Origin of the sequence: Klebsiella sp. 141203 (assembly GCF_032601985.1) — a bacterium.
GTDB lineage: Bacteria > Pseudomonadota > Gammaproteobacteria > Enterobacterales > Enterobacteriaceae > Klebsiella > Klebsiella aerogenes.
Window position 1 is genome coordinate 363,529 of the sequence record NZ_JAQIRL010000001.1, and the last position, 11,557, is coordinate 375,085.

At 51.8% G+C, this 11,557-nt stretch carries 11 protein-coding genes and 1 pseudogene; 4 read left to right on the plus strand and 8 right to left on the minus strand.

Going from position 1 to position 11,557, the window contains the following annotated elements; genetic code table 11:
- Window positions 1–31: 31 nt before the first annotated feature.
- Both zapE and PGR29_RS01830 read right to left on the minus strand, forming a co-directional pair.
- Window positions 32–1,054 (minus strand): cell division protein ZapE, encoded by a 1,023-nt coding sequence (zapE, locus tag PGR29_RS01825; RefSeq protein ID WP_213316118.1) that lies wholly within the window; start codon window positions 1,052–1,054, stop codon window positions 32–34.
- A complete protein-coding gene (locus tag PGR29_RS01830) occupies window positions 1,038–1,646 on the minus strand; it encodes a TetR/AcrR family transcriptional regulator (protein ID WP_087859612.1) in 609 nt (202 codons plus the stop codon). Before PGR29_RS01830 ends, zapE begins: the two co-directional genes overlap by 17 nt.
- 168 nt (window positions 1,647–1,814) lie before the next feature.
- Between PGR29_RS01830 and PGR29_RS01835 the strand changes: the two genes are divergently transcribed.
- The gene (locus tag PGR29_RS01835; protein ID WP_316423940.1) at window positions 1,815–2,684 is read left to right on the plus strand and encodes an arginase family protein; all 870 of its coding nucleotides are present in this window, start codon (window positions 1,815–1,817) and stop codon (window positions 2,682–2,684) included.
- A gap of 98 nt (window positions 2,685–2,782) precedes the next feature.
- Here PGR29_RS01835 and mgtU read toward each other — a convergent pair whose 3' ends face one another.
- From mgtU to mgtA, 3 genes are read right to left on the minus strand one after another with little or no spacing between them, the layout of a single operon-like run.
- Window positions 2,783–2,869: a magnesium transporter protection protein MgtU gene (gene mgtU, locus PGR29_RS01840; protein ID WP_257880777.1), complete on the minus strand. Its 87-nt coding sequence runs from the start codon at window positions 2,867–2,869 to the stop codon at window positions 2,783–2,785.
- An 11-nt stretch (window positions 2,870–2,880) separates the two neighbouring features.
- Window positions 2,881–2,973 (minus strand): protein MgtR, encoded by a 93-nt coding sequence (gene mgtR / locus PGR29_RS01845; RefSeq protein WP_020078726.1) that lies wholly within the window; start codon window positions 2,971–2,973, stop codon window positions 2,881–2,883.
- A gap of 21 nt (window positions 2,974–2,994) precedes the next feature.
- A complete protein-coding gene (gene mgtA, locus PGR29_RS01850; protein ID WP_213794005.1) occupies window positions 2,995–5,727 on the minus strand; it encodes a magnesium-translocating P-type ATPase in 2,733 nt (910 codons plus the stop codon).
- Window positions 5,728–6,413: 686 nt separating this feature from the next.
- Between mgtA and PGR29_RS01855 the strand changes: the two genes are divergently transcribed.
- Window positions 6,414–7,535 carry a polysaccharide pyruvyl transferase family protein gene (locus PGR29_RS01855; RefSeq protein ID WP_316423941.1) on the plus strand — a complete coding sequence of 374 codons (1,122 nt, stop codon included), beginning with the start codon at window positions 6,414–6,416 and terminating at the stop codon, window positions 7,533–7,535.
- Between the two features lie 39 nt (window positions 7,536–7,574).
- On the opposite strand, the gene PGR29_RS01860 is transcribed toward PGR29_RS01855, so the two are convergent.
- Complete coding sequence (locus PGR29_RS01860) at window positions 7,575–8,102, minus strand: anti-virulence regulator CigR family protein (protein WP_316423942.1); 528 nt, start codon at window positions 8,100–8,102, stop codon at window positions 7,575–7,577.
- Window positions 8,103–8,374: 272 nt separating this feature from the next.
- Here PGR29_RS01860 and PGR29_RS01865 point away from each other — a divergent pair, with 272 nt between their 5' ends.
- Window positions 8,375–9,781: an MFS transporter gene (locus tag PGR29_RS01865; protein ID WP_316423943.1), complete on the plus strand. Its 1,407-nt coding sequence runs from the start codon at window positions 8,375–8,377 to the stop codon at window positions 9,779–9,781.
- Here PGR29_RS01865 and PGR29_RS01870 read toward each other — a convergent pair.
- A complete protein-coding gene (locus PGR29_RS01870; RefSeq protein WP_316423944.1) occupies window positions 9,778–9,978 on the minus strand; it encodes a hypothetical protein in 201 nt (66 codons plus the stop codon). The two genes, PGR29_RS01865 and PGR29_RS01870, sit on opposite strands and share 4 nt — an antisense overlap.
- On the opposite strand from PGR29_RS01870, the pseudogene PGR29_RS01875 reads away from it, so the two are divergent.
- Window positions 9,911–10,538 (plus strand): annotated as a pseudogene (locus PGR29_RS01875) (substrate binding domain-containing protein); the annotation flags it as partial. The gene PGR29_RS01870 and the pseudogene PGR29_RS01875 overlap by 68 nt on opposite strands.
- Here the strand turns inward: PGR29_RS01875 and PGR29_RS01880 are convergent.
- Window positions 10,535–11,431, minus strand: coding sequence for a LysR family transcriptional regulator (locus PGR29_RS01880; RefSeq protein WP_087859606.1), 897 nt, complete (start codon window positions 11,429–11,431; stop codon window positions 10,535–10,537). The pseudogene PGR29_RS01875 and the gene PGR29_RS01880 sit on opposite strands and share 4 nt — an antisense overlap.
- Between the last annotated feature and the right edge of the window lie 126 nt (window positions 11,432–11,557).

Consider the following 11,557-nt stretch of genomic DNA (forward strand, 5'->3'; position numbering starts at 1 on the left):
AAGCGCCGCTCATTATCGAGAGGCGCTTTTTTTATGCTTCCCGCGCGAGCTGCTGTAACCGACTAAAGGTGCGTTGAATATCATCCAGCTCCACATCCGCCACCAGTGTTTCCAGCCCGCAATCGGTAATTAATATTAAGCGGCACTGCTTTTCATACAAGATATCCACCACGTTGATAAAACGCTGCTGCGCCGCAGGGCTAACTCGCCCCAACGGTGGAACATTCTCGACGAGCCAGTTCTTATGCTGCTCACATAGCGTCAGGTAATCCATGACCGAGGTAGGCGCAAGGCAGAGCTGGTCGAAAGTGAAATGTAAAAAAGCGCTGCCTTGCGATGCCGTTTGCAAGGTCCGGTAACCCACCTCCAGAGTCTGCGCCTGCTGGGCAATATCCGGCAATCCGAGCGCCGCGCGGGTGCTGAGAGTTGGCTGTTCCAGCAGCTTCCCCCGGCAGAAATCATTCTCCAGCGAGGTATGTCGCTCGCGATAATCCTGTTCGCCGTTTAGCGCCGTTACCCTCATATGGTGTTTAATGAGGTTAATGGAAGGCAAAAAGCGTTCGTGATAAAGCGGATTCGCCAGCAAACGGTCGGGCGGATAATTGGAAGTCGCTAATAAGACGATATTTCGCGCGAACAAATGCTCCAGTAGCACCTTTATCAACATCGCATCAGCCGGGTCATGAAGATGAAACTCATCAAAACAGAGCAGACGACAGTTGTCGGTCATTTGCGCGACGACTTGCGGCAATCGCGGCGCCGAAGGGGCGTTCAGCCGCTGATGGAGCTCGCGGAAAAAGTGATGAAAATGCACCCGCCGCTTTTCACGCAGCGGCAGGCTGGCAAAGAAACTATCGAGAATAAAGCTCTTCCCGCGCCCGGTTCGCCCCCAGACGTACAATCCTTGTATTGCCGTTTGCTGCCGGAATAACTGCTGGCTCAGCGTTTGCAAGTTGGCGACCAACGCGAGCTGGTCGGCATCAAGGGTGAGATTTTCTTTTGCCGCCCGTTGGGCCATCACGGCGCTAAAACAGAAATCAGCGTACTGTGGCATGCGATTCACTGGCGCTATTTTTATCGAGAATGGCCGCCATGACGTTGTCAAAATGCGGCAGATCCGTAGCCACGCTAAATGCGGGATTCATCGCTTTACGGCCAATCAGGCCATCGATGAACGCAAAGATGGTGAGCGTTGCTTCTTCGACATTAACGTGTGGGCTGAGCTCGCCTGCGGCAATTCCTTGAGCAATAATCTGTGCCATTCCGTCGCGCATAACCCTGTCGCTTTTGACGAAAATCTGCCGCAGCGCCGGCTTTCTTGCCGATTCCGCAATAATTTCCACCCACAGCTGATGCGAAGAGGGATACCCCACTTCTTCTATACAGGAAACGGCTAAGGCGCAAATCTGCGCAAAATGGGAACCTTCGAAGCGCTCCTGATGCTTAGCTAATGCCGATTTTTGCTCTTCAAGGATAATCGCCTCAATGAGTTCATCTTTGCCTTTGAAGTAGGTGTACATCGCGCCGAGGCTAATACCTGCGCGCAGTGCAATTTCGCGCACGCTGGTTCCATTAAATCCTTTTTCGGCAAAGCACGCCGCCGCGGCGACAATCAGCTTATGGTACGTTTCTGAATTATTTAACATTTCAACTACCTCCGGCGATGGGCAATTCTACCTGCTTCAACCGCTTTTTGGCTAGCAACCTAATGTTAGGGTAAATAACCATTTTTACTTGCCATCACCGACAGTGCGCTTCATTATAAATGAATGAACGTTCGTTCATTTACCATGATAAATACGAGGAGAACCATGATGCCAAATACCCAAGCCAGTCTGCGTTTACTTTTCCCGCAGTGGCAAGGCGGTAACAATCCGCCCTACTTTTTCGGTTCGCAGCTACTGGCCTGGCTGGCGCCCCCAGCGCAAGGCGTCGTTCTGGAAATCAGCGTACCTGAACCCACAGACGCTGAACTGGCAAATGAAGAAGGTATTGTCGGCCGCCGGGCGATCGTTGAACAGTTGCTTGAGGCACAAGACAAAATCACGCGAAATCAGCCCGAGACCATCGTCACCTTAGGGGGCGATTGCCTGGTCTCTCTGGCTCCTTTTGCCTGGCTTGCGGAAAAATATGGCGATAAATTGGGGGTGTTATGGATTGATTCTCATCCTGACGTCATGACGCCCCAGCAGTACCCACATGCCCATGCCCACGTACTTGGAGCCTTGATGGGCAATGGCGACGTGGAACTAACCCAGGTGGTCAGAAAGCCATTATCGCCTGGCAAAGTCCTTATTGCCGGGATCCATAGCCCGCTGGATGTTGAAAGGCAGTTTATCAGCGAACACGGTATTACGACCTTGAGCCCGGCAGAACTACGCCAACATCCTCAAGCAATAGACGAGTGGATTGCGCGGGAAGGTATTGAGTACCTTGCCGTCCATCTCGATCTGGATGTCCTCGACCCGGCCCTGTTTCGCGCGGTGCTGTTTGCCCGACCGGGGCGCGGCGTACACGATTTTGGCGACGTCGCAGAAGGGAAACTAACAATTGACGAAGTGGTTAACCTTATCCACAAGGCCGCCGTGCAGGCCAAACCGGTGGGGCTCACCGTCGCCGAACACTTGCCCTGGGATGCCTTAAACCTGAAGAATATGCTCGAAGCTCTACCATTATTGAGCTAATCGTCGTGGGAAGTGTCGTTTGCCATGTTGCAGGCGCCAGAGCGAATACCGCAGGGACGTTACATCATGCCCGGAGCAATAATGCCCCGGGCCTTAAACTACCTAATCCAGACGGTGAGTAAGACTATCACCACCATCATCAACACAGCCTGGATAAAGATTGGGTCTAACGACGTTTTGCGCATAGTCCCCTCCGCTATTCAAAGATTTGCCGTATCGCCAGCGCCAGTACCAGCAAACCGGCCAGTAAAAACATCCAGGCGATGAGATCCTCCGGTGAACGATTCATCGTCATCCCTCCTTTTTGTCATCAGAACCACTGGCCGAAGCGCTTGATATAGAAACGTTTCATACCCTGCGCCACCAGGCAGTAGCTCAGCAGCGTGGCAACGAGCCACGGGAAATAACTTAGCGGCAGCGGCTCAAGCCCCACCATGGCGCCAAGCGGCGAGAATGGGATATAAATGCCGATGGCCATAATAGCGGCGGTGGTGAGCAATACAGGGAGCGTCGCGCGGCTTTGGATGAACGGTATTTTCTGCGTCCTCAACATATGCACCACCAGCGTCTGCGACAGCAGCCCTTCGATAAACCAGCCGGACTGGAACAGCGCCTGCGCCTCAACATGATTGGCGGCGAAGACGTACCACATCAGAGCAAAGGTGGTGATATCGAATATCGACGATGTGGGGCCAATCCACAGCATAAAGCGGCCAATGTTCTTCGCATCCCACTTACGCGGTTTACGCAAAAACTCCTTATCCATTTTGTCCCACGGCAGCGACAGCTGTGAGATGTCGTACATCAGATTCTGGATCAGCAGATGAATAGCCAGCATCGGCAGGAACGGGATAAAGGCGCTGGCGACTAACACCGAAAACACGTTGCCGAAGTTGGAGCTGGCGGTCATGTTCAGGTATTTAATAATGTTGCCAAAGGTCTCACGTCCTTTAATAACGCCCTCTTCCAGCACCATCAGGTCTTTTTCCAGCAGAATAATATCCGATGACTCCTTCGCGATATCCGCCGCGCTATCGACGGAAATACCCACATCAGCATCGCGCAGCGCCGGAGCGTCGTTAATGCCATCGCCCAGAAAACCAACGGTATGGCCATTTTTCTGTAGCATCTGCAGAATGCGCGACTTCTGCAGCGGCGTCAGTTTGGCGAACACCGCGCGTTTCTCCACCTCCTGCTGAAGCTGACGGTCAGTCATTGACTCAACCTGTTGGCCGGTGAGAATGTCGTGCGCATCAATACCCACTTCAAGACAAATCCGCGCCGTTACGACCGGGTTATCACCGGTAAGCACCTTAACCGCGACACCGTTATCACGCAGTGCGGTAATGGCTTTGCCCGCGCTTTCCTTCGGCGGGTCGAGGAACGTCAACATGCCTTCGACAGTGAGCCCCTGTTCATCGGCGGCAGTGAGCGGTACGCTTAGCGCGGCATCATCCAGCTTGCGGGTAGCGACCAGCAATACCCGGAAGCCCTGAGCGTTATAATCTTCGGTTTTCGTCAGCAGTAGTTCCCGGCGCAGCGCGTCCAGTTCAACGACCTTGTCGCCCTCACGGATATGGGTCGCGGCTTCGAGCATCTCTTCAACCGCCCCTTTGCAAATCAGGCTCTTATCGCCATAGCGGCTATCTTCCACCGAGACCGATACGCGGCGGCGAACAAAATCGAACGGCAGTTCATCGAGCTTCACAAAGCGCTCTTTTTCTGTCGGCGCCAGCCGTCCTTCTCCATAACGAAGCACGGCTCTATCCATCAGATTGCGCGCCCCGCTTTGGCTACTGCTATTCAGCCACGCCAGCATTAATACCCGATTGCTTTCCGCGCCGCCGACGTCGAGATGATGCTCAAGGATGATATTATCCTGGGTCAGGGTGCCGGTTTTATCCGTACACAGCACATCCATTGCGCCGAAGTTTTGAATGGCATTGAGACGCTTAACGATCACTTTGCGTCGCGACATGGCGATCGCGCCCTTCGCCAGATTCGAACTGACGATCATGGGTAACATTTCCGGCGTTAAACCGACCGCCACCGCCAGGGCGAAAAGCGAGGCTTCCACCCAATCACCTTTACTGAAGCCGTTAATCAACAACACGATCGGTACCATGATCAGCATGAAGCGAATTAACAACCAGCTGACGCTATTCACGCCGCGATCGAAGGCGGTCTGCGTACGGGTGCCGACGATCGATTTTGCCAGTGAGCCAAACCAGGTTCGGTCGCCTGTCGCCACCACTACCGCCTGCGCTCTACCGCTGGTAACGTTCGTCCCCATCAGACAGATATTACCCATCTCTAACAGACTGTTATTTTTATCCGGCGTCGGTAAACGATCGCTGCATTTACCCGACACGCTGGCCATGAGATCATATTTTTCTACCGGTAGTGATTCACCGCTAAGAATAGACTGACTGACAAAGAGGTCCCGTGATTCCAGCAGACGAACATCTGCCGGCACCAGATCGCCTGCGGCAAGAAATATAATATCTCCCGGCACCAGCTCTTCTATGGGTATTTCCTCCTGGCTGGGGCCAATATTGCCCGGCCCGCGGCGCAGTACCGTTGCGGTGGTACGGACCATGGATTTCAGCGCCTGCGCGGCTTTGTTGGTCCTGAACTCCTGCCAGAAGCGTAATAAACCGCTCAAACTTACCATCGTCAGGATAATAATGACGCCGGTAAGATCGGTCTCTTCACCGTTACGCAGCGGTAGCCAGTAATCGGTAATAAAACTGACCGCAGCCAGCGCCATCAGCACGTAAATAAACGGGTTATTAAATGCCTGCAGTAATTGAATAAAAAACGGCGGCGCGGTTTCTCGTGCCACTTCGTTACGGCCATAGTCTTCCAGCCGCTCCAGCGCATCGGCGGTCGTCAGCCCCTGCCGACTGCTATTTAAACGCGCCAACGTGTGATCCGGGCTATTAAAGGCCTCCGTTTCAATCGCAAAGCACTTTTTATGCTGCTTATCATTTTCTGACGCAGACCGGTTGGTATTCCGGTTTTCTAATTTCATGTCAGTCATGATTCATCCCCAAATTTAGATGTGGTTGTCCCTGCATAAATAAATCATGCATAGCTAGATATTATTTTTTCACACTCACCAATTCCGCGCAGTAAATATCCCTACGTAGTTTGCTAAACCGCAGTGAGATAGCCTTAAGGGCCTGTGTGAGCGTGTATTACCGCGTCAAAGGCGGAGGGAACAGCGCGTAGAAAAATAATAGCATGGTGAATTACCTCGCAAAAAAGCGAATTCCAGTTCTCAGGAGGCAATCAGGGTCGGGAAAGGATTGCTGCCTGCCGGTTGGCAAACAGCGCAGAGTAGATAGCGTCAGTTTGCCTTGATGTTTAAATAAGGGTGACTGTCCAACATATCTCTCCTGTGTAAAGTTGTGCTTAGTATAGACGTGACTTGCAAGGAGTAAAGTGCCGCAAGCCCGTCAGTGAGGTTTGGTTTAGATTCGAGTTCGTTCAAAGCCTCTCGTTGGAGGGGGCACAGCGCGCATTCAGCCGACGCCTCACACGCCCGGCCGCCAGCATGCTGCAGTCATTGTGAACATTGTGCCACACACATCACCAAATCAGACTACATACCTATACGATAAACATTATTTATATTAACATCTTAAATATTCGCATTATTTATTTATCTGTACGAAATACCATCATAATTTAAGCAAATTTACACAACTACATAAAGGAAACGGTATGAGCAAGAGAGTTTATTTGGTTTCATGTTCCGGAAGACCAAATTATGGCGATGAATTAATCACCGCCACTTGGCTATCTTTCCTTTATAAAAATTATCCACAGTATGAAGTTTGGCTTGATACCCCTGAACCGGGTAACGTGCAATCGTTGTTTATGAAATATCACCCAAATTTCAAAGCCATTAATACTCTGTGGAAAATATGCTGGCGTTCCGTCAACGATCTTAAGGATATAAATCATAAAACCGCCAGTCTTATTAAGGATTATGGTTCTCCTGATATTGACCTGAATATCGATATTTTACGCTCGGCTGATATTGTTCACATTCTCGGCGGCGGCTATATCAATGCCAACTGGAAGGAAAACTATGCCATCCTGTTCGCTTGCCAGGCGTTAAAACAGGTCTCTCATGCTAAAACGATTGCTACCGGCATCAGCATTTACCCGCACGAAGAGTTCCTTGCCGCTGAAATTTTTAACGATGCGATAACCTCTTTTGATTACTTTTCCGTTCGCGATCCTGCTACTGCCAGTCGATTTGCGGTTGAAAATACTCAGGACGATGTGTTCCTGGGTTATGACCTGGATGTGGTATACAAAAACGATAGCCCCGATCTGCCGGATATTTTATGCTGCATTCAGAATGAACTCTCTGAAGACGATATATTTCGAAAACTTGTTTCCCAGGTTGCCGATTACCTTCAGCAACAGCATCAATGCGGCAAGAAAATAGGTTATATAGAAGCTATTCCAGGCGCCGACAACACGGCATTTGTCGAACTGCAGAAGGCCATCCCTGATATTGATTTTTATCCTTTCTCGCATGTCTGGCATGGAGGTATCCCGGTTCAGGCTGATGGGGAGATGATTAGTACCCGTTTTCATCACCATCTGGTAGGCGCTTGCCTTGGGATTAAAGGCACCGCTCTTAATATTGATAGTGAATATTATAAGAACAAGCACGAATCGTTGAGCCTGCTGGGGACCGGCTGGAATGTGCAATCGGCAGACACCCTTGCTGGTAATTTACACTCAACCATCAATGACGATTTTCAAGCGCAACTCAGTAATATTGCCTCTGCCAAGTCAAAAAAGGCTTTGGCGCTGTATCAGGAATAACGGCACTCCAGTCCCCCGGCAACGCCGGGGGCTTCAGGTTTAATCAAATACGCTATTAATAATCGCGGTGACCACAGCGGTACTCAGCGCAATCAGTACCAGATCGTCACCGACGACCCGCCACTCATAGCCAGGATAATAAGGTAATTGGTTGAGCATCGAGGCGGGCACCGCTTTTTTAGCGATGCCCGGAGGTAATGGTTTTCCTCGTGCAAGATTTTTCGCAATCCCCGGAGGCAGCGCCTGATAGCCGGTTAAACCATAGTTCACCGCCAGCGCGCGAGCAGTGGTATAGCTGATATCACTGTTGACGTGATCCGGTTTGCCGTAGTTCTTACGCTGTCCCTTGCCTGCGGCGTTATCGCTTTGGCTGGCGCTATGGCCATTGTTGCCTTTGTCTCCATGGTTGCCGTTATTACCACTATTACCACTATTACCATGGTTGCCGCTATTACCATGACCACCGTTGCCATTACCATTTCCGGGATTAGCAAGCGCCGGTGCCGCGGCCATTGTTAGCGACAGCACCATAGCCAATGTCGCTTTCACTACCTGACGCTTTAACATGATCTTTTCCTTTAAATGCACAGAGTACACGCTGCAAATGTAGGTGATATTCGCCAACGATACCATTTCACTTATTCTGATTTCTATCGCCGGTCGTTTACTTCAATTCCGCCGTGACTCCAGGCAAAAAACTAGCATATTCGCCATCCATAAACGCATTAAGCATGATTTCTGACTGTTAAATCGTGATGCCGCTAACAATTAAAAATTTAAAACCATTAACAACCAATTAACATTAGCAGGCAAACATTTCTCCTGAGGAAAATAATAATATGTCTACCACCCAGGTTCTCGGCGAGGCCTCCTTTAGCCCGCCAGGACAACATCCCGACAGCTTAACCGCGCGTATCGACGCTTTGCCCTCCTCGCCCGGTCTTTGGTCTTTTATCACCCTGCTGGCATTAGGCGGTTTTTTCGAACTCTACGACCTGTTCCAGACCGGTTATATCAGCACTGGCCTGCTCGCCGAGAATATTTTTCATACCGGAAAAGACGGGGTATTCGGTATTGCCGATCAGGCAGCCTTCGCTTCCTCGACCTTTATGGGGTTGTTTATCGGCGCCAGTCTGCTCGCGCCGCTCGCGGACAGGCTCGGACGCCGCCTGACCTTTATGTTCGCGCTGGCATGGTATGGCATCTTTTCGCTGATTATGGCGCTACAAAATAGCGCTGAAGGGGTCATTTTCTTTCGTTTCCTGGTCGGGGTCGGCCTGGGGATTGAACTGGTAACAATTGATACTTATCTCAGCGAGTGGATGCCGACGCATTTACGTAATAAAGCCTTCGCCTACGCCTTCTTTATTCAGTTTCTCTCGGTCCCGACGGTCGCGCTGATGTCCTGGCTACTGGTGCCAATGACCATCCTCGGCCTGAGCGGCTGGCGTTGGGTGATTATTCTTGGCGCCCTGTGTTCATTGGTCATTTGGGTCATCCGTAAAAAGCTGCCGGAATCCGCCCGCTGGCTGGAAAGCAAAGGCCGCCACGATGACGCGCACCGGGTGATGTGTGAAATGGAAAAGCGCTGTGGTTTATCGCCTTCCCGACGCCATGCCACGTCGGCGGTAGCGCCGCCGCAGCGCGGTAATTTTAAAGAAATTTGGGCGCCGCAGTACCGGCAACGTACCCTCATGTTAATGGTGATGAACTTTTTCCAGGCCATCGGCTTCTTTGGTTTCGGTAACTGGCTGCCCGCGCTGCTTTCCGGCCAGGGCGCCAGCATTACCCACAGCCTGCTGTACGCCTTCTTTATCACCCTTGCCTATCCGCTTGGTTGCCTGTTCTGCACTCGTTTTGTCCATCGTTTTGAAAACAAATGGCAAATTGTCCTGTCAGCGCTGATGACGGTGATCTTCGGCACACTGTTCGCTTTACAAAATAACCCAGTACTGCTGGTTATCTGCGGCTTTATGATCACCTGGTCTAATGCCTGGCTCACCATCAGTTATCACGCGTATCAGGCCGAAGTGTTCCCGACCCACATCCGCGCTCGGGCGGTAGGTTTTTGCTACTCCTTTAGCCGTCTGTCTACCGCGGTCACCAGTATTATGATTGGTGTGATCCTGCAATATGCCGGTACCCCGGGAGTAATTAGCTTTATCGTCGCCAGTATGTTGATGGTCATGTTGTCGGTAGGCGTGTTTGGGCCAAGAACCCGGGGAATTCGCCTGGAGAATATTTAAACCTCACTAACGCCGCCGGGCGCCCGTTCGGCGGCGTTGCGTACGAGTATTTTTTCTTGATAGCGCAGTAAACATGGCAGCAGCAAGGCGCTAACTCCGCTAGATGCAATCAAGCCAGTAGACGCCTGCCGACTCATCTCGCCATCGGCCAGCCACAGTGAGCAGAGCATAAAAGCAAGCGCGGTACTGAATGACATGAAACCGCCTTGCAGTCAACAGCAGGCCGATCCTGAAGGACTGTTGCGCTTATGTCTGCCCAACGAGATAGGACCGACGATTTTTGGCCCCCTGCTGGCGCAGTTCGCCATGCGTTATCCCAACATTGAAGTGAGCTGTGTGGTCAGCCTTGCCGGAGCCGACGCGCTTAAAGAGGATATTGACATTGCCGTCGCCATCGTTCGTGGCAAGATGGATGATGCCAGCTATATCGCCAGGCCGTTAGCGACATTTCCCTGCTGTGTTGTCGCAGCACCTTCTCTGTTAGAAAAATACGGCCAACCAGTACGTTGCGAGCAGCTTGCCTCGCTTCCCTGTATCACCACAGTCAGCGCGCTGAAGGGGCAAGCCTGGCAATTCATCACCGCACGGAACGTGTTTAAAAAAGTGAACGTCCAGGCCCACTTTCGGGTGAATAGCGGAGAGATCGCCCTTCATGCCGCCGTCGCTGGCGTGGGTTTCGCCATCCTTGCTGAACAGGCTTGCCGCCCGATCTCGCGTCTGGCTCGATTTCATGCAACAACATTTTGCCGCCGATTAAGTGTGCGGCGTTTCGCTAAAGATCGCCTGTGCATCGGCGAAACATTTTTCCGCCAGCGACGACACCGGCTCCTGATTGCGCATGATGAGGGCAAGCGTGGAATCTACTTCGGTTTCCGCGATGGGAATAATCGCCAGATTGTCGCTCAGCGCTTCCAGGCCGTTATTGAGCGGCATGATGGCGCAACAGATCCCGGCCTGTACCGCCTGGATTATCTGAAATGTCGAATCGCTTTCAAAGACATATTTCGGCGTTAGCCCTTTGGCTTTGAAGCTCATTTCGATCGATTCACGATAATACATTCCCTTGGTAAGGAAACCGAGCGGTAGCCCCGCTAATGTCTCCCACTCGGGTATGCCTGCGTCAAACTGGAAATGGCGACTGTCATGCAGCAGGCCCATTCGCGTTTTCGGCAGCCAGGTGACGTTAAATAATTCGCTATCGACGTGGTGCAAATAGCAGATGCCAAGATCGAGCTGGTTACGGCTGACGCCGTCAATAATTTGCTCAGAGGTCATCGACAGCAGACTGAACTGCAGTTCTGGGTATTTTTCCGCCAGCGGTTTGATCAATTGCATCGGGTTCAGGCTGGCTAACGGCACCATGCCTACGCGTAACTGGCCCACCATCTGGCCGCGACAAATCGCCGCTTCAGCCGCCAGGCCGTCGTGCGCAGCCAGTAGCGCCCGCGCCCAGGCGAGGATGCGTTCCCCTTCAGGAGTGAAGCCTTCGAAGCGTTGGCCGCGCTGAATCAGCGTGAGATTAAGTTCGTCTTCCAGGTTGCGAATGCGCATTGAAAGCGTCGGTTGGGTGATATGGCAGGCCGCCGCGGCCTGGCCGAAATGGCGCGTCTGATCGAGCGCGATCAGATATTTCAGCTGTTTAATGTCCATCTTAACTTCCAGAATAGTGACGTCCGCTGGTCATTCGTGGACGCGATGCAGAACACAGCTGCGATAAGATATGTTATTTAAATGTTACTTGCGGTAGGGGCTTATTTCAAGATGCCATTTGCCAGT

What these genes read in the sequence shown, in the direction of transcription:
- zapE (WP_213316118.1), bottom strand. Translation starts at nt 1,054, where the DNA reads ATGCCACAGTACGCTGATTTCTGTTTTAGCGCCGTGATGGCCCAACGG.
- PGR29_RS01830 (WP_087859612.1), bottom strand. Translation starts at nt 1,646, where the DNA reads ATGTTAAATAATTCAGAAACGTACCATAAGCTGATTGTCGCCGCGGCG.
- PGR29_RS01835 (WP_316423940.1), top strand. Translation starts at nt 1,815, where the DNA reads ATGCCAAATACCCAAGCCAGTCTGCGTTTACTTTTCCCGCAGTGGCAA.
- mgtU (WP_257880777.1), bottom strand. Translation starts at nt 2,869, where the DNA reads ATGCGCAAAACGTCGTTAGACCCAATCTTTATCCAGGCTGTGTTGATG.
- mgtR (WP_020078726.1), bottom strand. Translation starts at nt 2,973, where the DNA reads ATGAATCGTTCACCGGAGGATCTCATCGCCTGGATGTTTTTACTGGCC.
- mgtA (WP_213794005.1), bottom strand. Translation starts at nt 5,727, where the DNA reads ATGACTGACATGAAATTAGAAAACCGGAATACCAACCGGTCTGCGTCA.
- PGR29_RS01855 (WP_316423941.1), top strand. Translation starts at nt 6,414, where the DNA reads ATGAGCAAGAGAGTTTATTTGGTTTCATGTTCCGGAAGACCAAATTAT.
- PGR29_RS01860 (WP_316423942.1), bottom strand. Translation starts at nt 8,102, where the DNA reads ATGTTAAAGCGTCAGGTAGTGAAAGCGACATTGGCTATGGTGCTGTCG.
- PGR29_RS01865 (WP_316423943.1), top strand. Translation starts at nt 8,375, where the DNA reads ATGTCTACCACCCAGGTTCTCGGCGAGGCCTCCTTTAGCCCGCCAGGA.
- PGR29_RS01870 (WP_316423944.1), bottom strand. Translation starts at nt 9,978, where the DNA reads ATGTCATTCAGTACCGCGCTTGCTTTTATGCTCTGCTCACTGTGGCTG.
- PGR29_RS01880 (WP_087859606.1), bottom strand. Translation starts at nt 11,431, where the DNA reads ATGGACATTAAACAGCTGAAATATCTGATCGCGCTCGATCAGACGCGC.